Origin of the sequence: Shewanella sp. SP2S2-4, assembly GCF_031932025.1 — a bacterium.
Taxonomy (GTDB): domain Bacteria; phylum Pseudomonadota; class Gammaproteobacteria; order Enterobacterales; family Shewanellaceae; genus Shewanella; species Shewanella baltica.
Genome location: NZ_JAUOER010000027.1, coordinates 41,789 through 66,441, shown reverse-complemented (window position 1 = coordinate 66,441; position 24,653 = coordinate 41,789). Strand labels below are relative to the sequence as shown.

The following is a 24,653-nucleotide window of genomic DNA, read 5'->3' as shown; positions in this document are numbered from 1 at the left end:
GCAGAGTCGGCAACAGTAAAACTAAAATAAAACCAATAAAATACAAAAAATTAAATGGGTCTTTAAACGGCTGACTACTCATTACAGCTCCTCTAGTATGTGCAAGTATAAGTGCGCAGGAATCATACAGTGATTAAGATCACAAAACGGCCGACATTGTAGCGGTTTGTCAAATTAATAAAAACCCTCTAACTGTAGGGTTATTGCATTTATTTCGGCAATAATCCCCACCTTAAGACTGACGACCGCGCACTATACCTTTGGCCGCTAATTGCTCGAGTAACTGAGTACAACCTTGCGCAATAATCTCTGGCGCCATTTGAGGGTAAGTGATTGTTAACCAATCAAGTATCTCTTGAAAACCCGCTTGGCTTTGAGCTTGAAGAAATGCCAGCACCTGTGCGCTTAAGGGATTTAACTGTAGGAAACACACTTCACAATCGGCATCTTGGTAGAGACAAAAAAACACTGGCGTATCGAGTTGTTGCTGCGGACGATAATCCTGACGAATGTGCTGCACCTCAAAATGATACTGCGCCACCCTCGCCGTCTTCGATAAACATAAGGCCTGCGTCGAAATTTGCGCGGGGCTAAGTTGAGATTCATCCCCACTCCCCTGTGCCACCGCGACGGCCAACTCCAGCCATTCATAGTGGGCTAATTCGAGCATAAAAACAGGATCATTCGCCGTGGGTTGATATTGCTGCTGTAAAAAATCTAAAAACTCGCCCGCGATGTCGATAAAAATTGGCGATTGGCAATCGTGCTGGCTAAAAAAGCTTTGCACTAATGCCAACCACTCTTCCTCAGAATACAAACTTTTCAGCACGGGAAAGCCATTCGACACAAATCCCAGCACATTATTGAAAAATAACTCGCGGTAAACCTGCATGCGCCGGACATCAGTATCCGCGGGCAATGGCCGAGTCGGATCGCGGATATAATCGATAAAGGATTGCTGCACTTGCTTAAAATCCATTAGGCACTCCTCTTTACAACATGAGCGCTACTTTGAATGTGGGAGCTGGGAGTTGCGGCTTGATAAGCGTGGATTTGATTTAGCTCGAGCAACAATTCAGCGGTTGTCGGCACATTAAAGTCACGCTCAAGCAAGGTCGGCTTTACCCCATGTAAGGCATAGCAACGTTGCAACAGTGCCCAAACGGGATCGTTAATGGCGGCGCCATGGGTGTCGATGAGTAAATCTTCAGCTTGCTTATAGTGCCCAGCGATATGCAGATAAGCGATACGCTCCGTCGGCATGGCCTGTAAAAAGGTATCGGCATCGTATTGATGATTTATCGAGTTCACATAGATGTTGTTCACATCGAGTAGCAGCTTACAATCGGCTTCTTGCAGCACGGCATTGACGAATTCAAGTTCGCTCATGTGCGCGCCGGGGGCGGCATAAAATGACACATTTTCTAAAATGAGTGGCCGCTCTAAAATATCTTCGACCTGCTTCACCCGCGCCGCCACATGCTTTACCGCTGCGTCGGTAAAAGGGATAGGCATGAGATCGTATAAGTGACCTTGGCCTGAGCAATAACTTAAGTGTTCGGAATAGACTTGGATTTGGTGTAAATCCATAAAGGTTTTGATGTTTTTTACAAACGTGAGATCTAAGGGTTCAGGGCTACCAATCGATAAGCTCAAACCGTGGCAATAGAAACTATGTTGCTCAGTCAGTTCACGAAATTGACGGCCAAACTTACCGCCTAAGGTCATCCAGTTTTCTGGTGCCACTTCAAAAAAATTAATCGCTTCAGGCACCGATTCACAAAACTCACTGAGCATTTCTCGCCGTAAGCCCAGCCCTACCTGTACCGCATTTTTTTGATTATTCATAAAACCTCACGAACGCTTGGTCATCGCTTTAGGATAAAACAAAAGAGACCAGCGCGGGCTGGCCTCTTTAGACTCAATAACCCCCATCACAGCGGGCTCAGTGCAGTCAGATTTATTTCATTTCTTTTTTAACGGCTTCGACTTTAACGTCAACTTTCTCTGCGGTTTTCTTCATATCAGCGCCACATTTCGCTTCACCACACTTACCTTCATGGGCCTTATCCGCGGCTTTTTTCATGTCAGCGCCGCATTTCGCTTCGCCACATTTGCCTTCATGGGCTTTATCTGCGGCCGCTTTCTTCATATCCGCGCCACACTTAGCTTCACCACATTTACCTTCTTTGGCTTTTTCAGCAGCGGCTTTCTTCATATCCGCGCCGCATTTGGCTTCACCACATTTGCCTTCTGAGCCGACAATTTGATAACCCGCATCCATTGCTTCAAAACCAAACGGGTTAGTTTGGGCATTGACAGCAAAAGCTGAACTCATGACGACTGAACCTAAGGCCACTGCAACTGCTGTTTTTTTAACTGAATTCATAAATAATCCCTTCTTGTTTATTGAGTAATGTTGACCAACAACAGTATAAGTAGCTGGCTTACTGCAAAAGACCTGCCCTGTTTCAATTCTATTGCAAAAAATATCACTAAATCACAGAAATGGTCAAAATATCCTGCTAGGACAATCAGTTTAGCGTGGATTTTATTTATGGGAGCGCATAATCATCCGCATTCACTCGGCCACTTTGTAACTTAAGGCCGATAAGGTAGAATGCTCGCCCTTTGCAAATAGATATAGGTTTACTGCAGTGCGTGTGATTTTGGCTCCAATGGAAGGCGTAGTAGACGCTTTAATGCGTGACATTCTATCGACCATCAATCCCTACGATTTGCTCGTCACCGAATTTGTGCGTGTGGTAGACCAACTGCTGCCTGAAAAAGTCTTTCTCAAACTGTGTCCTGAGCTACTCAACAAGGGGAATACTCCTTCGGGTACGCCAGTGCGAGTGCAGTTACTCGGCCAAGAACCCCAATGTATGGGTGAAAATGCCCTGCGGGCAATTGAACTCGGCTCACACGGTGTCGATGCCAACTTTGGCTGTCCGGCAAAAATCGTTAACCGCAGCAAAGGTGGCGCCGTATTACTGCAATATCCTGAGAGCGTGCACGATATTGTCAAAGCCATGCGTCAAGCGGTGCCGAAAGAACATGCCGTGACCGCCAAAATACGTTTGGGCTACGAAGATAAGTCACTGTTCATGGAAAATGCTATCGCTGTGTATGAAGCCGGCGCAACTGAGCTTGCCATCCATGCGCGCAGTAAAGTCGACGGCTACAGACCGCCCGCCTACTGGGAATACATCACAGAAGTACGCAAACGTTTGCCTATCCCGGTGATCGCCAACGGCGAGATTTGGAACAGCGATGATGCTAAGCGTTGCATCGAAGTCACCGGCTGCGACAGTATTATGATCGGCCGCGGGGCGATTTCATTGCCGAACTTGGCCGATACCATCAAGACAGGTGCAACCCCTTATACTTGGGCGCAAACCTTAGGGCTGATGCTCAGTTATACCCAAAGAGAGCTTAATGGTCGCAAGAGTGACTATTATCCCGCCCGGATCAAACAGTGGTTTACCTACCTCAATCGTCAATATCCCGAAGCCGATACTTTATTTAGGGAGCTACGCGTGTTTAAAACAACGGAAGAAATCGTCGCGGTATTAGAAGCTGCGCAGCGAAACTTAGGCAACGAATCATAGAAGAGTGAGCAACCACAGAACGACGGCCAACCATAAAACTGTTAGAAATCGAGATTCAATGCGCGGCAATGTGAGCCATGAAAGGGACTTAGCGATAGCACACATAATACGATAGGAATGAAGTACTTTTTCGATTTTTAACGGCGAAAATATTTAAAATATGGCAGATACTTGATCTTTATCATAGTCGTTGGTAGTGGAACTATTAGACTGGACGCCTAGAGTCAAATGAAATAGGCGATTTTACGTGAGCACCACCCATATCAGACATGAATTGTCAGAGCTTGAAGCTAATCTAAGGAAAGAACTCGGCGCGCTCCCTCCGTTCCTCGAAGTCATAGGGGAGCATTATGCTAGCCTGAGTCTGACAGAGTTAATTGATACATTGGCGCAAACGCCACTGGCCGATCACCCGCTATTTTGCCAGCTGAATAAACTTGATGCCGCCTTTTGTCAGCTCGACTTAGGCCTCTACGGCCTTTGCTCCGACTGCGAAGCGGAAATCGAAACCGAACGCTTAAGCCAAGATCCCACAGAACAACGCTGCGCCTCCTGCGCCGAACATTATCAACACGAACACCGCCACGAGCTGCGCCTCACCCATTGATAGCACTGATTCGATATCCGATAAGCAACCTGAAAAGCAGGAAAAAATAAGCAAAAAAACCTCCGCAAGCGGAGGTTTGAGTTATCCAGGGAGGGCGGACAACCTAAAACTTCTGGTTTATTCTCAGGTAATACGTTCTACCTAACACATCATATAAACCCACATTCACATCGCGATAATCGGCGTAGGTATAATAGTTTGGTGTTTCAGCATCAAACACATTATTCACCCCTACTGTGATAGAGCCGTTATAAGCATGGGTATAACCAAATTGGATATTGTGTTTAAAGTAATTATCGTAATCGACATAACGGTCAGTTTTTTCTAACTCGTTGAAATAACTTGCTGATTGACTACCAATATAGACGACTGTCCATGCTGCAGAGAAATCATCGTATTTCCAACTTGTCGCAAAGTTGCCACGCCAATCGGGTGAGTCCGTCGTTCCTGCGTAGTCGATCATCTCTGATTCGGCATTATCCTGCTTCTTAAAATCAAGCACGTGAGTCAAATCCAGTTTGAAATTGAAATCACCAAAACCTGTCTCTAAGTTATAAGCCGTTACAAAATCGATACCAGAGGTCTCAACTGTGGCTAAATTACGTATTCCCGCCTCAATATACTCAATCTTGCCATCTGGACCACGGGTCACATAGGGAGACGATCCATTCTTGATTTCATCACGCAGAATATCATCTACATCGATCGACTCGATTTTATTGTCGTAGGTGATTGAGTAATAAGATAACTCCAAGTTCCATGCATCAGTGACATTCCAAACACCACCAAAGGTTAACGAGTTACCCTCTTCAGCCTCTAAGTTTGGGTTACCACCAAACCAAGTTTTATGCTGATTATTGGTAGCGCAATATATGGCATCCACGTTACCGGGTTCATTACACCATAGGGAATCCACCGCCTTCTCAAAACTCAAGGATTGAGACGAGAACATTTCACTCATATTTGGCGCACGGAACGAATCACCGTAACTGGCACGCAGTAACAAGCTATCCACTGGGCGCCAGCTCAAACCAAATTTAGGCACCACGGCATCGAAGGTCGATGAGTTGACCACTTCACCTTGAGGCCCAGTCAGAGAGCCTTCCTGCTCATAGCGCTCGTAACGAACCGCGGCAGAGAACTCAACGTTGGCAGGTAAGCCAACTTGGAGTTCCAAATAAGCGGCGCTACGGTCACGCGTGGCGTCCACATCATCACCACCCGAACCGCCGGAGATAATACCCGCGGCCGATTCTGGATCACTGGTTTGCTTAAACTTGATCATTTCATATTCAAGACCGCCGACCATAGCGACCGAAAAATCACCGTCATCGAGTAGTAAGGTCGAAGCAAGACCATCCAATTGAGTACTTTCAAATTTACCCTGATAAACCCCAGTATGTGCAGCTTTGCGATACAGATCTGTCATCTGTTGGTCCCACTGCTCATAACTCATGCCAGAGGTATTGAAAATATCATATTGCTCTGAATCTATTTCTTGCTGAATAATATTGTCATTGAGTAAATTGTAGTTAAAACTGTTTGTTGTTGAGGTCGCATGCTGAGCATTTAATTCCCAATCGATACCATTACCTGAATCTATTGTGCCAACAAAGCCTCCGAGAATATCAAAATTGTTAGTTTCAGTTAATGTATCTCGCTCGCCAAGTTGCGCACCTCGCATAGAAATCACTAATTCTTCACCAACGGGGTTGTACTTATTATCGGCACTCATCACTGGGGTATTCGTTGATACTGGTGTACCCGCATAACGAGTTTCAGTTTCAGCTAAAGACGCAGAAGCTCGGCCTCGGAATTTAATATTTTCTGAAATTTCATAGGAGAAATTTGATAATAGCGAGTTACGGGTTTGATCACCAAATAACTTAGTCACATTACCATGATTATATAAACAACGACCATCACCTGAGTCTATGGTATTTTCCGTTTTTTCACATATATCTGAATTACTATACCAGCTACCATTGCCTGGTCCATATTTACCATTTGGTACTGAGCTATATCCGCTATAGGCGTTATAACTTGAATCATCCATTCGCCAAATATCACGATCCATTACCGCTTTAGTATCATAATATTCATAGGTGAGAGTGATATTGCCTTTATCTGTATTAAAGCCAGTTGCAAGCGATAAACGGTTAGCATCGCCCCCTTCTACGCTTGGTTGCTCTGTACTGTAATCAAGCTGAAAACCTTCAAACTCTTTCTTAGTGATAATGTTTATCACGCCCGCCACCGCATCGGAACCATAGACTGCTGAAGCGCCATCCCGCAGGATTTCAATACGTTCCACGATAGCCATAGGGATAGAAGATGTATCCGCCACTGAGCCAGAGCTCGAACTCGTGCCTGGCATACGGCGTCCATCTAATAACACTAAGGTCGCAGACGATCCTAAACCGCGTAAATTGACATTACTGGTTGAGCTTGCACCAGAGCCATAACCTGAAATACCACGCCAAGAACCAAAGCTGTTTATCGCAGAGTTATTTAATACGTCAGCAACGGTTTTTTCACCTGTCATAGCAATATCTGCAGCATTGATGACAGTCACGGGTGAAACGGTTTCCATATCAACTTGTTTAATACGAGAACCCGTCACTTCAATGCGTTCAACTTTGGTATTTTCTTCTGCTGCATTTATCATTGCAGAAAAACCTAATCCCGAAAAAACCACACTGCTTGTCGCCGCAGTAATTAAACTAGTACGAACGGCTTTGGCCGTCAAACTTAAATAGCGCATTAATCTCTCCTTGAGGTAAATAAAACCCTATGCTTTTATTTTTATATTTTACCAGCGAACTCTATTTCGCTGTAGAGATAATGTTAATACGCTACATTCAAGTCAACTATTAAAACAAATTTATTCCACAATAAAACAAATTGATACACAATCTGATGTATGAAATATCGTCAACAGCAATTAAAAAGTTGATATACATCATTCCATTAAGAAGTTAGTACCAATTAAAGGCATTAAAAAAATGGCTTGATACAAATTAATTCAATCGTAAACGAATGCAGTGATATACATTTAAATGATACAAATAAGTCTAAATGTATCACCAATAATTATTGAGCATTATTTTATACTTCATCAAATATAAAAAATGCCACTCTATTGAGTGGCATTTTTATTTAAACACTAAGTAGCTTTCGATTACTTAAAGTTGGCAACCTTCAACACTGTTTGAGTTTTCATAAACAATATCGCCTATCGGACTGTAGTCAGCAGCTTTAATCGCTTGTTTCTCTTTCAAGAAAGAATAGAGTAAATCAGCATCAACAAAACCCGTTTGGATTGGGCTTTCTAGCTTAGGATAACCGTCACCACCTGCAGCGTTAAAGCTAGGTACAGTGAACTTATAAGTTCCTGTTGGGCTGAAGTTCTCACCATTGATGACACTGATATTGGCAGTCTTAGCTACGCAGTCAATGGTCATTTTCACGCCCGTGATTTGTGCATAACCACCTGAACCAATTTGAATACTACCTACCGCGCCTAAATAAGCCGCAACTTCAGTACCTGTCATTTCGTTCAGAGTCACCATGTTACCGAATGGCTGAACAGTCAGCACGTCACGGTAAGTGATATTGCCAGGTTGAATAGAGGCACGTACACCGCCGGAGTTCATCACGCCAAAATCGGCTTTGACTTTATCACTTTGCGCCATCGCTAACATACGGCCTAAGTTAGTTTGCTTATTACGAACGTTTGCACGCTCGCCATCTAACAGAGCATCCGTAGTTGCTATGACTTCGTCTAACTTAGCTTGACCTTTCTCTTGGTAGTAAGACAGCAGCTCTTTTAACTCAGCGTCAGGCTCAATCTTAGTGCCCGCTAAATCAGCAGTCTTCTTGCCCGCGTCATCCAGTTTACGCATATTCACTGGCACAAGTTTATAGCTTGCTAAATGAAGCTCACCGTTAAAGTATTCAAAATCTGCACGACCAACATATTTACCCCATTCATGGGCTTGCATGATCCAAGTACCATTCTGTTTATCTGGAGCACATTCATCGCCTGGTTTAAAGTCAGCGTAGGCTTTGTTGTCAGTACCTGGTTCCATACACACTGGATTTTGTGAATGACCACCAATAACCACTTGCAAATCGCCTTCTTTCAATGCGCGAGCCATAGCCACATCACCAGGGGCATTACTACCGTTTTGAGCATCAGCATAATGACCCATGTGCGTGGTAGCGAAAATAATATCGGCCGCTTTGGCGTCTTTAATTTCTTTAATCACTTTAGCGACTTCAGTCTTTGGATCGGTGAACTCCAAGCCACTGATGAATTCTGGATTACCAATCTTAGCCGTATCTTCGGTAGTTAAACCTATTACAGCGACTTTAAGACCGTTTACGTCGAATACCTTATAAGCATCAAAGTAACGTTCCCCTAGATTGCCATCTGCATCTTTATGGTAAATATTCGCCGCTAACATAGGGAATTCCGCAAGGCGGCGCTGCATATCAACAACGGATAATGGATTATCAAACTCATGGTTACCAACAGCCATAGCGTCGTAACCAATTTTATTCATACCCGTGAAATCTGGGATCGCATCTTGTAGATCCGATTCTGGCACGCCAGTATTAATGTCGCCACCAGACAGCAATAATGTTTGACCACCATTCTTACTGACTTCTGCACGAATGCTGTCAATTAAGGTTTTACGCGCAGCCATACCGTATTCGCCGTCACTGTTTTCCCAAAAACGGCCGTGGTTATCATTGGTGTGTAAAACGGTAAATGTTGTGCAAGCGCTTCCCGCTTCAGCACATGTTGTTGGGACTTTATCGTCATCACTATTATTACAACCCGTAAGCGCAGCGACAACAGCAGTTGCAACTAGTCCTTTAATAAGCATATGTCTCATTACATCAACCCCTTGATTTTAATTATTTTATCATAGAAAGATTGCCGTGAACTCCATCAAGTTCAGCGTCACGGATAATAACAAAGAATAAAGATAAATTGTGTCATTTTTATTAAAAACTTGACATTTATAGGGGAATTCGCGGGCGATTTAAGACAGATTTGTTTCATATAAAAAATAAGCTGAATGACTGATTTCTATATATTTAGAGAATTAAAAATAAAAATGAAATAAATGAGTTTAAATCGTTCAGTATAAATGACTTAGAAAACATTACAGAAAACAGTGATTGTTCCCATAAAAAAACAAGCATGGGCAATTTTTAATTTACCGCATGCTGCTTTTATCAGCAATTAGACTTCTCTACATTTCAAATCGCTGTAATAACCACTTAGAAATCTCGTTTAACTGCGCAGGGATCACTGAATGCGGCATAGGATAAGTCTGCCACACAACATTATAACCGCCCGTAATTAAGGCTTCTTTGGCTAATGTTCCAGCGGATAATGGCACTACATCATCCTGTAGACCATGTTGCTGTAATATGGGTGTATTGCGATTCGCTGCGCTTAATTCAGCGGGTAATACATCGCCCGTCGGTAAATAGCAAGACAGTACCATAATCCCTGCAAGTTGCTCGGGGAAACGCAGTCCAGAGAATAAACTCATAACTCCGCCCTGACTGAATCCTGCTAATACGATACGCTCGCTCGCAATACCCGCCGCGATTTGTTCATTAATTAATGCAGCAACCCTTTTCTCCGACTCAAGCACGCCTTGCATATCAGCTCTGTCGTGCAAATCCATGCTTTTAATATCGTACCAAGCGCGCATGACGTAGCCGCCATTGATGGTCACGGCTTGCTCCGGTGCATGGGGGAAAATAAACCGGATAGCATGATCGGCAGGCAAACCTAATGCAGGCACTACGGGGGCAAATCCGGCACCCGAATCCCCTAATCCATGTAACCAAATGACCACGGCTGTAGCAGGCGTCTTAGGTTCAACGACAATACGCTCAAGAGAAACTGACATACCAAAAAATCCTCACTTCGATATTAAACACTCATCAACTAAAAACTGATGATAAATCTATAAGTTAACTACTCTGCACTACGCAGGCATACTTTATTCCGCATCCATTCCCAGTACATCTTGAATCGCACGTAACTGGGCATTTGAGTCCAACACTAAGCTCCAACGCACACCGCCACCATCGGCGATTAACATAGGTGGCTGACGTCTCAAACCGATATCCTCAGCACTCGCTTGCAGCACGATACTGGCAACATTGAGTCGCACTTGCACTTCGAACTCAGTGACGATTAACTTACCCTGCGAAAAATCTAACACCATTTTGATAACCGCCCTATGTGAAAACGCCGCCATCATAGCAAACTTGTGGTCTTTTACCGATGGCATTTCCTTGCCGGCATACGAGCCATTAAAGTTTGATTACATTTGAGCTAACAGTGAGATAACAAATCCAGTGGATTATCAGGTAAACTTTTGCCCTAAATAGAATAGGTCGATAGAACACCAGGCAAATTGGTGCACTTATCGCCCAAAACTCGAACGAAAATACTTCATCATTAGGCTGTTAAATAATGCTTTCACTTCGACGTACCGTCCTGAGCAGCGCCCTTTTGTTTGCGCTGCAACTCCTTGCTAGCACCTATGCCAATAGCGCTCCAAATACGTTAGCCGCTGAACCTAGTGCCACTGTTGTAAAAGCACAGATGCAGCAGAACCAAGATGCACTGACCTATGCCAATTACACTGACGTCAGCGTGAGTCATGTTGAACTAGCCCTTGCCATCGATTTTAGACAAAGCCGCTTATCCGGAGAAGCCACCCTCGATTTGGCTTGGCATAAGGCGGGGAAAGAACTCATCTTAGATACTCGAGATCTGACGATTAACAGTGTGAGTGCTTTGAATTCAACAGGGAAATGGCAAAGCCTGCCCTTTACCTTAGCCAAAGCGGACGCTGTAAAAGGCGCGGCGCTGACCATCAAACTTGCCGATGAAGATACCCAAAAAGTTAAAATTAACTACCACACGTCGAATAATCCATCCGGTATTCAATGGTTAACTCCTGAGCAAACCCAAGGTAAACAGTTACCTTTTATGTTCAGTCAGAGTCAGGCGATTCATGCTCGCAGCTGGATCCCACTGCAAGATACCCCAGCCGTGCGCCAAACCTATAGCGCAACGATTACTACCGATAAAGCCATTACTGTGGTCATGAGTGCCGATCGTAAAACCCTGTCGAGCACGCAGACCCAATTCACTATGCCGCAGGCGATCCCAGCTTACTTAATCGCCATCGCAGCCGGGCATTTAAAGTTCGCCCCTTTAGATAACATCTCGGGCATTTGGGCTGAGCCAGAAATCCTCGACAAAGCCAGCAAGGAATTTGCCGACACACCGGAGATGATCAAAATCGCAGCAAAACGTTACGGTGATTATCGCTGGGGACGATATGACTTGCTTATCTTGCCGCCAAGCTTCCCCTACGGCGGGATGGAAAACCCACGCCTTTCCTTTATTACACCAACGGTGATCGCGGGTGATAAAAGTTTAGTGAGTCTGATTGCCCACGAACTTGCCCACTCTTGGTCGGGTAATCTAGTCACCAACGCGACTTGGCGCGATCTCTGGCTTAATGAAGGTTTTACGACCTATGTTGAGAACCGCATTATGGAAGATCTCTACGGCCGTGACCGAGCGCTAATGGAGCAAACCATTGGCTATTCAGAATTACTTGCCGAGCTTGCAGAACTCACGCCTGACGATTCAGTGCTACATGTGGATCTTGGCAAACGCTCACCCGACGAGGCCTTCAGCGGTGTCCCTTATGTGAAAGGCCAGTTGTTCTTACTCTTTTTAGAGCAGAAATTTGGCCGCGAACGCTTCGATGCTTTTGTGAAAAGCTACTTCAATCATTTTGCATTTCAAAGCATTACCACGGCGCTGTTCCGTGAGTATTTATCTTTGAATCTATTAAACAAATACCCCAATGTGGTCAGTGTGGCTGAAGTGGACACTTGGATTGAAGGGCAAGGTTTGCCATCATTTTTGGTGCAGCCCAACTCCCACGCCTTCGATGATGTCGATGCCCAAAGGCAAACTTGGCTCGACGGTAAACTTAGCGCAAGCGAGTTGAAAACCAACACTTGGACAGTGCACCAGTGGTTAAGGTTTATCAACGAAATGCCAAGAGTCAATCTAGACCAAACCAAGCTTGCCGAGCTGGATAAGGCGTTCCATTTTACGGGCACAGGCAACAGTGAAATTGCTTTTGCATGGTATTCGCTCGCCCTAGACAACGGCTATTACGCGGTACTACCCGCATTAAAACAACACTTAACCCATATTGGCCGCATGCGCTTAATCGTGCCGTTATACCAAAAGCTTGCAAGCACAAATCAATACGATTGGGCCAAGAGCGTCTATCTTAAGGCTCGCAGCGGCTATCATCCACAAACCCAAGCAAGCCTAGATATGATGTTTGCCGACAAACCACTCGAGCATGAACATAGCCATTAGCCGTTAGCCGTTAGCCGTTAGCCATTAGCCGTTAGCCATTAGCCGTTAGCCATTAGCCGTTAGCCATTAGCCGTTAGCGCCATAAAAACAAAAAGCCCAAACCTAGGTTTGGGCTTTTGCTATTCAATCTTCTGCCTCGATTCATTCAACTCATACTGAACTTATATTCATCTCACATTGAGTCAGATAAAAGCCAAGTTCGAAGACGAGTCCGAAGCCTGAAAATTAGTGGTGATGACCACCAGCGCCATGGGCATGGCCGTGGGCGATTTCTTCATCACTCGCGTCACGGGCACCAACGACTTCGATATCAAATGTCAGTTCGCGGCCCGCTAATGGATGGTTGACATCCACAGTCGCCATAAACTTACCCACTTTAACGATAGTCACTTGGCGTTGACCTTGGTCAGTATTGACCACAGCAGTCATACCCGGTTTCCACGCAGTCGCGCCCAATAAGTGCTTAACCGACACACGTTGGTGCGCATCAGCATCCGCTACGCGCTCACCGTATGTTTCGGCAGCAGGTAAAGTCACAGTGAATTTTTCACCGATGGCTTTACCATTGATCGCGTTTTCTACACCAGGCATCATGTTGTCATGACCGTGTAAATAGGCAATCGGATCGCGACCTTCGTTCGTCTCAATCACTTCGCCTTTCTCGTCACGCAGTGTGTAGTTAAACTGCACAACCATATCGTCTTTAATGCTCATCGAATATCCTTTGATTTTCTTCGATTTCAATTGTGGGCCGAGCTTAACAAAACTGAGCTTTTCACTCCACTTTTTTATCCGGCCTAAAAGCGCTCAAAACCCGCGGCAAGCGCTCTTTTGCTACCGTAACTACAGTAACTAAAGTGATAGTCCTAAAGCGCTAAACACCTCTGGGCTTGGGAAGCCATCGGCAATCATCTGTTTGCTCCGTTGAAAGGCTTGCAATCCTGCCACAGAGTTACGCCCTAACACGCCATCTGGCTTGCCAACATCAAATCCGGCCTCATTCAGTTTTGCTTGCAATTGCTTAACTTGCTCGCGACTTAAGCGTGGCTGTTCTGGCGGGCTCACTGTCAAAGGTAAGCCACCATTAATGCGATCGGCGAGATGCCCCACTGTGATGGCATAATACTCGGAGCGATTCCAACGCATGATCACATTGAAGTTCTCATAGCCTAAAAAGGCAGGCCCTGTATGGCCTGCTGGCAAATACATCGCGGCTTGAATATCCACGGCGGGCAAAGGTTGACCATTCGCTTGCGTGACATTGAGCGCAGCCCACTCAGATAAGGCCAAGGGCTGCTTTGCCCCTAAATGGCTGTAACTAAAATCCTTTGGTAATAAGACTTCACGGCCCCAGCGTTCATTTCGCTGCCAGCCTAAGTGCTGTAAAAAGTTCGCGGCGGAAGTCAGCGCGTCAGTGGTGCTATTCCATAAATCGGCTTTACCATCGCCGTCACCGTCAACGGCATATTTGGCGTAGGCCGACGGCATAAATTGCGTGTGTCCCATGGCGCCAGCCCATGATCCCACCATAGTGTCATCATCAAACTGATACTTTTCTTTCAGCTTTAAGGCTTGCATCAATTCTATAGTGAAATAATTGCTACGGCGTGGCTCACAGGCCAAGGTCGCGAGCGAATTTAATACCGACATCTTGCCTTTATAGGAACCATAGTTAGTTTCAAGCCCCCAAAAAGACAAGATATATTGCGGCGGCACGCCATATTCTTTAGCTAGTTGATTGAGTAAAACGCTGTGTTTTTTCAGTAAGCGACGGCCTTCATTGACGCGCCATTCGGTGGCGCGCTTACTGAAATAATTATCGAAGGTCTGGCTGAATTCAGGTTGTTGCTGATCGAGCTCAATCACCCGAGGCACAAATTTCAAATTTGCAATGGTCGAGTTAATCGTCGCCTCTGACAGCCCTTCGGTGCGCGCCCGCGCTTGTAGCCCAGTCAAACAACTCGGAAATGCCTCGGCATTCGCTTGTACGCTAGCACTGATATCGGGCATTGGGTTGGCTTCTGCGGCTATGCCACTTGCGTTGCTACTGACTGCGTTAGCACTTGCGCTAGTGTTGGAACTGGCACTCGCCGCTGGCACGCTGGAACAGGCACTCAGACTGACACAGGCGGCAATACTCGCAAACAGATAAGTTAACCCTTTAATTTTAATCAAATCAACAACTCCAATATTTGATTTCACAACAATGACACAGTAATCACACTGCTGTGGCTAAACACGACAATCTTCCTTCTTCGAGAAGGCATTGCCCTAGAGAGATATTCACCTTGGCATAACGAGTTAAAGGTTCTACTACAAAAAAACCTTTAACGGCCAAGGGTATAGAAGACATGTTTCTCCCCCACGGAAAGCCTCTATCTGAGTCACACTTGAACAGTAAAGCACACTGCATCAAGGCTTATCATTGCCAATAATCCTGACCCATAGCGACACGTAACACAATCCTTATCGCCATAAATACCTTGTGGCACCGGCTTATTGCTCAGTTATCCAACACAAGAAAAATCTTAACAAAGAATCCCTTGGTATCGCAGCATGTTACCGTATAATGGATAAGTTAACAGCACACATCAAAGAGACCTATCATGACTGAAATCAATGCGGCTTTGGCTGGCTTTATCAAAAATGTAAAACAACATCAGACGCTTTGGGGTCTAATGGATGAAACTGGCGAAGGCTGGGTCGTTTGTGACTCTTCAGAATTTGAAGACACAGATGTGATGCCATTGTGGTCAAGTGAAGCCACTGCAAAATCCCATTGCAGCGACGAATGGCACGACTACCAACCCGTTGCTATTTCATTAGAAGAATTTCTGGAATATTGGGTGTCGGATCTCAACGACGATGGTGTGTTGATCGGTGTGGATTGGCAGACTGATGAAGATTGCCTTGAACTTGATCCTATTGTTTTAGCAAAAGATTTGGTTGATGTTGAAGAGGTTTAATCCCTTCAATATGCCATTAATGACATCAAGGACTGAGGTGCTCATTCCTTGATGTCTGCTATCCCGCTTATCGATATTCCCTTCGACCAACGTCATACCTGTTGGTTTTGCGGCGAACCGAGCAATCAACGCTTCGAATATATTGCCCACACACATACGCCACATCCTTCGTTAGCCGTGCCCGCCTGCAGCGAATGCTTACGATTAGCCAAACAACATCCTTTGAGCTCAATATGGGATTGTCGTATGGCCGTCAAAGATGCACTGATGCGCATTTATGCAAAACACCTCGCGATTGGGATTAATTGGACCGAAGAAGAACTTGCCGAGTCTGAATTTTCCTGCAAAGTGTTTGAAGGCTTTAAGAAAAGTGCTTGGATGATGTACCAGATTGCCCGCGACCGTATCAATGCACCCGGCTGGCCACTGGTATTAGAAGGCGAAGAAATTGACGACCAAGGTTATAACGCAGGTTTCGAATTTGATGGCGTGACCTTTAACTCAGTCAATGCTGCAATCCACTACTACTCGACGCAATTCACCTTAGACCCGCAGTTTTTTGCCGAACTGGTGCGCCTCGTCGGCCGAGCAAGATTTAACTACGCCCTACGACTCGCCCGCATCCATATCGCCGCCGCCAAAGAAATGAAACGCCAAGTATTACAAGATGTAGAAGCCGAATTCGCCTCGTAATCGAGCGTTAAATAAAAAGGTAATTTGGTAGGATTTGCACAGAATCGATGGAAAGGTGACGATTGAATGGCTGATATTAAAAGTCTGATATAAACAGGCCATATTTAAAACAGTTATTAAAAGCAATTATTAAAAGCGCTGAGCCTACCGATGACCAACACAAGGCCAATCACCGATAGGTAGAATCTCAAGATGCTTAGTGATTGATTACTTGTCTTAATCTTTCTTGTACCACTTCCACGAGTAAATCCGGCTGGAATTTAGAAATAAACTTATCACAACCGACCTTCTCAACCATGGCATGGTTGAAACTGCCGCTCAGTGAAGTATTCAAGGTAATATATAGATCTGACATAGCTTTATCACCGCGAACTTCAGAGGTCAGTTTGTAGCCGTCCATCTCGGGCATTTCGGCATCGGTAATCATCATCAGTAATTCTTTAGACACTTGCTTACCTTCATCACGCCATTTCTGTAATAACGTCAGCGCCTGCAAGCCATCCGAGGCTTCAATGATTTCTATACCTAGTTGGCTTAAGGTTTCACGCACCTGACGCCTTGCGGTCGATGAATCGTCCACGATCAAGATTTTTCTGCCTGGCATTTCATGGACTAAGGTTTCATCGAGCACACCTTCAGAAAGCCTAATATCGTAGTGAATAATCTCAGCTAGCACTTTCTCTACATCGATAATCGACACTAGTTGCGATTTGCCTTGGTGCTCGATGCGGGTAATTGCCGTCAGATAATTATTGCGCCCCGCCGTTTTCGGCGGCGGCATGATATCGCTCCATGTCATGTTGATAATGTGCTCAACCTTGCCGACTAAGAAGCCCTGCACGCTGCGGTTATACTCTGTGATGATCATATTGGCATCATCATCCGGCGGTAAAGGTTTAAACCCAATCGCCGAACGTAAATCAATCACAGGGATAGAAATGCCGCGAATATTAGCAACACCATAAATATGAGGATGACTCCCAGGCATAGCATTAAGGGGAGGAAGCTTGACCACTTCTTTAACTTTAAAGACGTTGATGGCAAATAACTGCGTGGAATTAATGCTAAAGAGCAACAACTCGAGGCGGTTCTCACCCACGAGTTTGGTACGCTGATCTACGGTTGCAAGTACGTTTGCCATAATGCTGCTTCTCTACTCTTGAGGAAAATCCTTTCCTCACATGCGACGGATTAGCTCAAATTATAGCGGTAAACTCCCATGAAGAACCATGCCGTGAGTCTATTTTATCTAAAAATTACAACCACTCTCGCAAAAGCGCGAATATTCAACCCATTCAAAACGCATATTCAATTTAGGTCAGCGACACTGTCGCCTAACGCTGCACTTTCTGGGCAAGCACCATGCCCGCAAGATCCAAGGCATTTCTGTCGCAGATTATCTCAAACCCCGATTGACGCAGCACAAGTAACCACTCGCGGTGATTAAACCGATTTTGCTGTGGATGCTCAAATAAGCGTCGGCTTAATGGATTACAAATCGCCGCGCGATATAAATCCTCTATCACAAAGTAACCGTTTGGTTTCAGTACCCTTGCAACATCCTTAATGGCCGCCTGCCAATCTGGAATATGGTGGAATACGGCAAAATCAAACACCATATCAAACTCGCCATCGGCAAAGGGAAGACTAGAAGCATCGGCAACCGAGAAACTCAGCCCTTTTAAGCCCTGCGGCCGAGCTTGCCAACGAGATTGCGCCGCTGCGACCATTTCGGGGTCGATATCCACGGCCGTGATATGTCCTGCGCCAAAATGCTCGCGGATCAACTGAATACCATTACCAAACCCACAGCCGATTTCTAATGCACGCTCGCAGCGGGCCATAGGTTTAGGCATCATAGAAGTCAGTAAAGGCGCTTCGAGATGATTTTGTAGCCAAAAACGTATTGGATGCTGAACGAGCTTTTTTTCAAATGGATTTAATTTCATGCCATCCTCTAAATATGGGTAAACTATTGTTGAATAATTTTACTGATCGAACTGCCACTATGGTACGTAATGATAGGAACATAAGTTCACCAGAGGCCACGATGAAATTACCTCTTTTCCCACTACCCATTTGTTTATTGCCCGAAGGTTACACACAACTGCGGGTATTCGAACCTAGATATAAGCGTTTAGTCGCCGAATCGTTAAAGTCAGGCGAAGGATTCGGCTTATGTATGCTCGAAGAGGATGGTAAAACTATTCAGCCCATAGGCACCTTAGTGCATATTATTGATTTTGAAACCCTACCCGATGGCTTTTTAGGGATCAGTATTCAAGGTGCGCAGCGCTTTAAACTCAATGAAATCCGTGTCGAAGACGATGGATTAAAGCGCGGCGATGTTAGCTTTATCGACAATTGGCCTGCTGTACGTATTGCGACCGATGAGCGTTACTTGAGCCAAATGTTACAAAATATCATCAAGGAATATCCGCAACATCTCAAGCACTACCAAGCGGAACAGTTCGAGGATATTGCTTGGGTCTGCCAACGCTGGCTAGAAATATTACCCGTGCAAGCCTCCGAAAAGTACACCTGCATTAATGCCTTAGATCATATTATGACCCGAGACCTATTGAGAGCCGTGATAAAATAGCCCTGTGAATGATCCTTTATTTAAGCCAGTCCGTATTGATTGATAGTTTGACAGTAAAACTGGGCTCAGAAACGAATCAAGCCTCTCAATGTTGTCGTTACTGATGTCAACATCAGGACTAATGACTGGGATAAGAGCGAAAATAATGGAAAATATTCAATCACAAAGCAGGCAAAATCGGTATCATGGCCCTATCACGTCTCTGACTCATTCGGCTATGGATAACGACATTTCCGCTGTTAAAACCTGCGAGCCTCAAGCAGATGCTTTAATCACGTTCATGCTTCAAGTAGCAGATAAGCGTGATAGAGCCGCCTTTGGGCACTTATTCCAGCATTTTATGCCCAAGATCCGCGCCTTTGGTTTGCAAAGACTGAATCAACAAGGCTTAGCCATGGATTTAGTTCAAGAAACTATGACCAGCGTGTGGACTAAGGCCCACCTGTACAATGCTGAAAAAGGCTCAGTGACAACTTGGGTGTTTACCATAATGCGTAATCAGTGTTTCGATATGCTGAGACGAGTACAACACAATAAAGAAGATACCTTTGGCGATGATATTTGGCCATTGTGCGATGCAACCATGGCTCAAGACACACTCACTGATCATAAATTGACGGCGAAACTCCTCCAACATCTTGATGCCCTTCCCCTCGCGCAACGACAAGTCGTGCAAGGTATTTACATGCAAGAACTCACTCAACAAGAGTTAGCCGATGCCCTCAAGGTGCCAATAGGCACCATAAAGTCACGATTAAGACTCGGGCTAGAAAAGTTGAAAAGTTTCTTGGAGACACACAATGATTAAGCATCATCCCCAACCAGAATTACTCGTGAGCCATGCGAATGGGGACTTACCTTTGTCTATGGCCATCGCGGTATCAGCGCATTGCGCGTTATGTGAGACGTGTCGTGAGCAACTTGCCCTATTAACAGAGCAAGCCGCCAATTCAGCATTAAATCCAGATGGCGCTCATGCTCATGCTGCAAATCATACAGACCAAGAGTCGATTCACACTGCGCATATTGAGGCTGAAAACACTCAAGCTACTAATGTACCAGTGATGGATATTGACGCTATGCTGGCGCAAATCATGGCTCAACCTGCGGCAACGGATGTGCCTAGTAACGCTCCTCTGGATGTTCAAGTAAAACAACAGCATTACACAGTACCGTCGGTGTTTCGCCAGCATTTGGCCCGTCCTTGGCAAATCTTAGGCAAAGTCAGTCGCATGCGTTTTGATGTCGATGAAATGAACACCCGCGCGAGCTTATTACACATAGATGCGCAAGGTGAAATCCCCCAACATACCCATAAGGGCTATGAGTTAACCCTATTGTTAGCGGGAGCGTTTTCGGATCTTAACGGTGACTATGTGCCAGGTGATTTTATTGTGCTCGATAGCCAACATCACCACTCACCTAAAACCGTTGACGGTTGCTTATGCTACACAGTGTTAGATGCGCCGCTGCATTTTACCAAAGGCCTAAGCAAGTTGCTTAACCCCATAGGTGAACTGATTTATTAAGCCTGTAGCCAGTGCTTTAACATGACTTATTTACTCCGTTTTAAAATGAGTCCGCTGCTAAATTTTCAATTACTAAATTTTTAGTTACTAAATGACGGCCATTAATCCCATTGAAATAACCTATTTCAGTGGGATTTTTTATTCTATTTGCGTGAGTTTTTTATTCAATTTGCTAGCAGTAACAACATCCTATTCGCCTAAAAAGCCGTAATATGGACACTCAGCATTGCAGCCAGATACAAGATAAGGACATGTTCCATGCTAAGCTTCACTCTTTAAATCAAATGAATAGCCAGAAACAATTCACGTTAACTCAACATCAATCAACAAATAATCACATTGGATAAAAATTAAACTTGCATAAGCTATTTTTATTGATATACTGCACGTCGTTTTGAGAAACACCTTGTTGTTTACCTTTTTAAACCAGCCTGACTATTAGCAATCAGAGTTCGGTCCTCATAAAGAAAGCCTACTACAAGCAAAACCCCATAAGCTCAAGCATTCGATACCACTAAAATCATGTGGTTATGTCTGTGAACTTACTGTTCTCCACACTGTCATAGTATTGTCATTAAGCTATGGTCAACTGGCAGAATCAAGTTAGTCCATTGGCATAATCGACAGCATGTATTATTTATCGATTAAGCATCTCTTGATTAATGAATCAAAGATGGGGTAACCTCGATACTCAATAGAACGAATCTTTCGCAAATTGCTAAGGATATTTTATAGTTACAACTATCTCACCTATGGGTGAATTAACAAAAAGGAGTGTGGCATATGTCATACAAAATTAATGGACATGAAATTACAGTGAACTTCCCTGTAGATTCAATCTCAGTAAATAAAACCTCAATTGCTTTTACCGATCGTCAAGGTAAAAACAGACAGACTTTTTCAAAACGTACAGAAGCCATCAGCTTTATGAAATGGTTATTGTCCGCAAACAAATAAGTCAAAAAATAAATTAGACGATAAGTTAGAAATAAGTACTGTAATACCCCGTTTGCTCAAGTGTATTTAATCGGTTTCCATTCTCTTCGCAGTACCGAGCACTTAAGTAAACTGATAGCCGAATGTCACGAACACGCTATCCTTTTTTACGTCATCATGACGAACACATTTGGTTCAGGCTGTATCTCTCTCACACAGATACCTGCCGAACCAAATGAGTCAAATCCAGCTTAGATCACCCACTTCCACTGCAGCATCCGCTAATATTCATTCCCATGAATACTGTTAAGTACCTCTTCTATGCCAAAACCCAATACCCAAATCGCCATGCAAAGCTTGATAAACCAGATCAAAGCGACTATTCCACTCAACTTAGAAGAAGCACAATTGTGCCAGGGACAATGTTTAGGTTGTTCGAAAAAAATGCTTGAAATGCTCGATGCAGAAATCAGCTATTGGCAATATTCAGATGCGATACCCAGCCTAAAAGATTTAAAAAACCTCGAAAAGATAGCCCAACGTACCTATAAAATCCTTAAGCGAAACCAGTTGCTGCCTTAATCGCTTGTATTTGCATTTAACTATTGATGGGGCGTTTTACTTATACGACTGAACATAAATTCATAACTGAACTGAACTGAACTGAACTGAACTGAACTGAACTGACAATATGATCCTGATAGAAATCACATTGCCAGTTTTATCTTAGCTATTGTCTATAGCCGTTAAAAATTACAACTCTATAGGCTCAACGTCTGGACTCTGCCAACCTTGCGCGAATATCTGCCAAAGAATATTCAGTTAAGAGTTCACCATCGGCAAATACGGGGACAAACTCGCAATTGTTAACATCTTGCCAGCTCGCTTGATCTTTAAGATAAAATTGCCCTTGCTCATCTTTAAACACCGCAACCAGTCCCTTAGCTGATTTTTTAGTACCGTCATCGGTTTTAGGATCTTTAAATATTTCTCTGTCTTTACCATCAACTTTCGCAAAGGTCGCTTTCACCGCGTAACCGTCGGTATCTCGGGTCACGTGTTGATAGGTAAAACTGCCAATCCCAAACACAATATTGGTTGACGCAAAACCTTTGGCCTTTAAGCCGGCACAAATGGCTTCAGCCCGCTCAATGGTGATTGAATCGCCATAAATCAGTCCGACATGGCTATCGAGTAATTTGTAACCTTTGGCAGTTGTGCTGCCCCCAAAGACATCCCACAAACACTCGATAGCGCCTTTATACTCAGGGCTCCCCACAGCTGCTTGTGGATCACCACAAATGATCTTCACCGGACAACCCGTATCAGGCCTAAACACCACTTTGCCCTCACGCGCAAGAATACGGTCTTTTAAGGCAACGGTGAACTCTGTCATCACCTGCCAAAAATCCCAAGAATCAGAAACGATACTGACAATGCCGCTAGGATAAATATCTTCAATCAGACGGCGGAACGTCTCTAATTCATTCTCCATACCACCCGCACACATTACACTGTGCTCCGTTGCGGCCACACTGCCACCGACAAGTTCATGATCACTATCGGCACGGTAATATTGCTCAAGAAAATCAATCGCGGGAATGGTATCTGTACCCGTAAAACTGAGTAAATGGGCGGCGCCGCTCATTACCGCAGCCTCTGCACCATACATGCCGCGGAAACTAAAATCATGGCCCTGCCAATCAACAAATGCGATGTCACCATCGGTTTCTAGCGCGTAAGTTTCAAATATTTTGCGGTATTGCAGCGCGGTTGTGGCACTGGTACACATACCCCACACATTCGCGGAAAGGATGGTTTCGAGGTAATTGGTCAACCAAAAGAACCGCTCATCGGTATTGTACAAAACCAAGCAAGGCACTTTTAGTGGATACACTGAGCCTTCAGGTAATGCCATGATTTTTATTGGTAAATAACCTAAATCATGCAACTCCTCAATATGCTGAGTACCGACATTATTTGGCCCGAGATAGTTATTGATACGGCGGGAGAATTGGCGAATGACCTGATCTTTGGGTTGTTGAAAGAAATCACGGTTCCAACTGTCGATCAAGAAATGCTTGATAAAATACTGCAAGCCAAAAAACACCATTTGGTCTGTATAACCACGACGGGATTTACGGGCGGTCAAGTTACTAAAAATCACTTGAGTATTATCGGGATACTGACGACGGTGGTCGACTTTGTAACCATCAATGGCGGTAACGGGATTCAAGTACATAATATTTTCCTTAATGATTCATATAACTCAAAACAGCATGGCAATCACAGAACTCGCTCGAAATATGTGCAGGGACACCTAAACTATCGGTACAAAATAATCTGTCGATGCCCACTTCGCGCAGAGCCGATTCGCTGGCCTTATCTTCATAATGTGACACGATCAAAATGACGCTTTGGGCCCCCTTTTGCTTTAACTTGATGGCAAGTTCGATAAAGGTTCTGCCACCAGCACAAATGTCATCGACGATTAAGCAGGTTTTACCCGATAAATCATCACAAAACACTTCGGTAGCGATAATATGACCATTGACCACATCACGATGCTTATCGGCCCTGATCACCGGCATTCCCTGTAACGCTTTCGCTAAGCCGAATACTTTCTTATTCGCCCCTGCATCGGGCGAGACTAACACTAGCTCACCCGATAATTGAGCTGCAATCGCGGCGACAAAGCTGTGGTTGTCAATAACTTGTACTCGGTCTAACAATGCGGCGGTGACATCGCTGTGCGGGTCAAAAATGCTGACTGAAGCATATTGCTGCTGATTAATCAGGCTGGCATAGACTTTTACCGATAAGGCCTCGCCCACATTACACACTCTATCTTGGCGGGCGCCCGGCATATAAGGCAGTAACAGATCGATTTGCTCTGCACCGCTGCGGCGTAATGCATCAGTTAACAGCAAGAGCTGCATGATGGAATGATCGCCACGATAGCCGAAGAAAAGTGTGACGCGTTTCGCTGGAGGAACCAGCAGTTGAACATGATTCTCCCCCGCGCCAAATTGAAATAAACGGTAATGAGCCTCATCACTAGCTGCGGGTAACTGATAAAAATCGGCTTGCAGTTGTTGAGCGTTAACAGTGCCTTGATACGCTTGAATGCTTTTAGATGCTTGAATACGTTGAGACATACTAACCTCCTGTCTATGGCAAGATTACCGCAATTAACGGCGCCCTTGTTGTCTACAGAACCAATAGTGTCTTAAAGACATTATTATGTAAAGTTG

24 protein-coding genes are annotated in these 24,653 nt (G+C 44.6%); 10 read left to right on the top strand and 14 right to left on the bottom strand.

Annotated features, from left to right (window positions below):
* Window positions 1-232: 232 nt before the first annotated feature.
* The 3 genes from Q4Q54_RS18315 to Q4Q54_RS18305 form a co-directional block, all read right to left on the bottom strand.
* Complete coding sequence (locus Q4Q54_RS18315; RefSeq protein WP_311989203.1) at window positions 233-979, bottom strand: putative DNA-binding domain-containing protein; 747 nt, start codon at window positions 977-979, stop codon at window positions 233-235.
* Entirely contained in the window at window positions 979-1,848 is an 870-nt protein-coding gene (locus Q4Q54_RS18310) for a DUF692 domain-containing protein (RefSeq protein ID WP_311989202.1), read from the bottom strand. Before Q4Q54_RS18310 ends, Q4Q54_RS18315 begins: the two co-directional genes overlap by 1 nt.
* Before the next feature lie 112 nt (window positions 1,849-1,960).
* Complete coding sequence (locus tag Q4Q54_RS18305) at window positions 1,961-2,389, bottom strand: hypothetical protein (protein ID WP_311890674.1); 429 nt, start codon at window positions 2,387-2,389, stop codon at window positions 1,961-1,963.
* A gap of 268 nt (window positions 2,390-2,657) precedes the next feature.
* On the opposite strand from Q4Q54_RS18305, the gene Q4Q54_RS18300 reads away from it, so the two are divergent.
* Together Q4Q54_RS18300 and Q4Q54_RS18295 are read left to right on the top strand one after the other, a co-directional pair.
* On the top strand, window positions 2,658-3,611 hold the full coding sequence (locus Q4Q54_RS18300; RefSeq protein ID WP_012089496.1) for a tRNA-dihydrouridine synthase: 954 nt from the start codon (window positions 2,658-2,660) through the stop codon (window positions 3,609-3,611).
* A 247-nt stretch (window positions 3,612-3,858) separates the two neighbouring features.
* Window positions 3,859-4,218: a TraR/DksA C4-type zinc finger protein gene (locus tag Q4Q54_RS18295; RefSeq protein ID WP_311890673.1), complete on the top strand. Its 360-nt coding sequence runs from the start codon at window positions 3,859-3,861 to the stop codon at window positions 4,216-4,218.
* Window positions 4,219-4,321: 103 nt separating this feature from the next.
* On the opposite strand, the gene Q4Q54_RS18290 is transcribed toward Q4Q54_RS18295, so the two are convergent.
* From Q4Q54_RS18290 to Q4Q54_RS18275, 4 genes are all read right to left on the bottom strand, one after another.
* Window positions 4,322-6,982, bottom strand: a complete 2,661-nt coding sequence (locus Q4Q54_RS18290; RefSeq protein ID WP_311989201.1) for a TonB-dependent receptor — start codon at window positions 6,980-6,982, stop codon at window positions 4,322-4,324.
* Window positions 6,983-7,403: 421 nt separating this feature from the next.
* Window positions 7,404-9,122, bottom strand: coding sequence for a bifunctional UDP-sugar hydrolase/5'-nucleotidase UshA (gene ushA / locus Q4Q54_RS18285; RefSeq protein WP_311989200.1), 1,719 nt, complete (start codon window positions 9,120-9,122; stop codon window positions 7,404-7,406).
* Between the two features lie 363 nt (window positions 9,123-9,485).
* Complete coding sequence (locus Q4Q54_RS18280) at window positions 9,486-10,157, bottom strand: carboxylesterase (RefSeq protein WP_311989199.1); 672 nt, start codon at window positions 10,155-10,157, stop codon at window positions 9,486-9,488.
* 93 nt (window positions 10,158-10,250) lie between these two features.
* On the bottom strand, window positions 10,251-10,478 hold the full coding sequence (locus Q4Q54_RS18275) for a DUF3389 family protein (RefSeq protein WP_006082094.1): 228 nt from the start codon (window positions 10,476-10,478) through the stop codon (window positions 10,251-10,253).
* Window positions 10,479-10,729: 251 nt separating this feature from the next.
* On the opposite strand from Q4Q54_RS18275, the gene Q4Q54_RS18270 reads away from it, so the two are divergent.
* Window positions 10,730-12,673 (top strand): M1 family metallopeptidase, encoded by a 1,944-nt coding sequence (locus Q4Q54_RS18270; protein ID WP_311989198.1) that lies wholly within the window; start codon window positions 10,730-10,732, stop codon window positions 12,671-12,673.
* Between the two features lie 225 nt (window positions 12,674-12,898).
* Here the strand turns inward: Q4Q54_RS18270 and Q4Q54_RS18265 are convergent, their stop codons facing one another.
* The 3 genes from Q4Q54_RS18265 to Q4Q54_RS18255 all read right to left on the bottom strand — a co-directional run bounded on the left by Q4Q54_RS18265 (window position 12,899) and on the right by Q4Q54_RS18255 (window position 15,026).
* Window positions 12,899-13,387 (bottom strand): peptidylprolyl isomerase, encoded by a 489-nt coding sequence (locus tag Q4Q54_RS18265; RefSeq protein WP_006082096.1) that lies wholly within the window; start codon window positions 13,385-13,387, stop codon window positions 12,899-12,901.
* A gap of 138 nt (window positions 13,388-13,525) precedes the next feature.
* Window positions 13,526-14,848 (bottom strand): lytic murein transglycosylase, encoded by a 1,323-nt coding sequence (locus tag Q4Q54_RS18260; RefSeq protein ID WP_311900442.1) that lies wholly within the window; start codon window positions 14,846-14,848, stop codon window positions 13,526-13,528.
* A 43-nt stretch (window positions 14,849-14,891) separates the two neighbouring features.
* Complete coding sequence (locus Q4Q54_RS18255; protein ID WP_259580676.1) at window positions 14,892-15,026, bottom strand: hypothetical protein; 135 nt, start codon at window positions 15,024-15,026, stop codon at window positions 14,892-14,894.
* Between the two features lie 253 nt (window positions 15,027-15,279).
* Between Q4Q54_RS18255 and Q4Q54_RS18250 the strand changes: the two genes are divergently transcribed.
* Both Q4Q54_RS18250 and Q4Q54_RS18245 read left to right on the top strand, forming a co-directional pair.
* On the top strand, window positions 15,280-15,639 hold the full coding sequence (locus tag Q4Q54_RS18250; protein ID WP_006082098.1) for a DUF2750 domain-containing protein: 360 nt from the start codon (window positions 15,280-15,282) through the stop codon (window positions 15,637-15,639).
* A 51-nt stretch (window positions 15,640-15,690) separates the two neighbouring features.
* Entirely contained in the window at window positions 15,691-16,332 is a 642-nt protein-coding gene (locus Q4Q54_RS18245; protein ID WP_311989197.1) for a hypothetical protein, read from the top strand.
* A 196-nt stretch (window positions 16,333-16,528) separates the two neighbouring features.
* Here the strand turns inward: Q4Q54_RS18245 and Q4Q54_RS18240 are convergent, their stop codons facing one another.
* Together Q4Q54_RS18240 and Q4Q54_RS18235 are read right to left on the bottom strand one after the other, a co-directional pair.
* Window positions 16,529-17,473 (bottom strand): chemotaxis protein CheV, encoded by a 945-nt coding sequence (locus Q4Q54_RS18240; RefSeq protein ID WP_106650828.1) that lies wholly within the window; start codon window positions 17,471-17,473, stop codon window positions 16,529-16,531.
* Window positions 17,474-17,666: 193 nt separating this feature from the next.
* A complete protein-coding gene (locus Q4Q54_RS18235) occupies window positions 17,667-18,281 on the bottom strand; it encodes a class I SAM-dependent methyltransferase (RefSeq protein WP_311900441.1) in 615 nt (204 codons plus the stop codon).
* Between the two features lie 101 nt (window positions 18,282-18,382).
* Between Q4Q54_RS18235 and Q4Q54_RS18230 the strand changes: the two genes are divergently transcribed.
* From Q4Q54_RS18230 to Q4Q54_RS18210, 5 genes are all read left to right on the top strand, one after another.
* Complete coding sequence (locus Q4Q54_RS18230; RefSeq protein WP_311900439.1) at window positions 18,383-18,934, top strand: LON peptidase substrate-binding domain-containing protein; 552 nt, start codon at window positions 18,383-18,385, stop codon at window positions 18,932-18,934.
* 145 nt (window positions 18,935-19,079) lie between these two features.
* Window positions 19,080-19,742 (top strand): sigma-70 family RNA polymerase sigma factor, encoded by a 663-nt coding sequence (locus Q4Q54_RS18225; protein WP_311900438.1) that lies wholly within the window; start codon window positions 19,080-19,082, stop codon window positions 19,740-19,742.
* A complete protein-coding gene (locus Q4Q54_RS18220) occupies window positions 19,735-20,463 on the top strand; it encodes a ChrR family anti-sigma-E factor (protein WP_311900437.1) in 729 nt (242 codons plus the stop codon). The genes Q4Q54_RS18225 and Q4Q54_RS18220 overlap by 8 nt, the downstream gene beginning before the upstream one ends.
* Before the next feature lie 783 nt (window positions 20,464-21,246).
* On the top strand, window positions 21,247-21,420 hold the full coding sequence (locus tag Q4Q54_RS18215; RefSeq protein WP_006082106.1) for a hypothetical protein: 174 nt from the start codon (window positions 21,247-21,249) through the stop codon (window positions 21,418-21,420).
* Window positions 21,421-21,720: 300 nt separating this feature from the next.
* Complete coding sequence (locus tag Q4Q54_RS18210) at window positions 21,721-21,981, top strand: hypothetical protein (protein WP_311989196.1); 261 nt, start codon at window positions 21,721-21,723, stop codon at window positions 21,979-21,981.
* Window positions 21,982-22,168: 187 nt separating this feature from the next.
* Here Q4Q54_RS18210 and Q4Q54_RS18205 read toward each other — a convergent pair whose 3' ends face one another.
* The gene (locus Q4Q54_RS18205; RefSeq protein ID WP_311989195.1) at window positions 22,169-23,641 is read right to left on the bottom strand and encodes a nicotinate phosphoribosyltransferase; all 1,473 of its coding nucleotides are present in this window, start codon (window positions 23,639-23,641) and stop codon (window positions 22,169-22,171) included.
* Window positions 23,642-23,651: 10 nt separating this feature from the next.
* Window positions 23,652-24,557 (bottom strand): ribose-phosphate diphosphokinase, encoded by a 906-nt coding sequence (gene prs, locus Q4Q54_RS18200; RefSeq protein WP_311900434.1) that lies wholly within the window; start codon window positions 24,555-24,557, stop codon window positions 23,652-23,654.
* Between the last annotated feature and the right edge of the window lie 96 nt (window positions 24,558-24,653).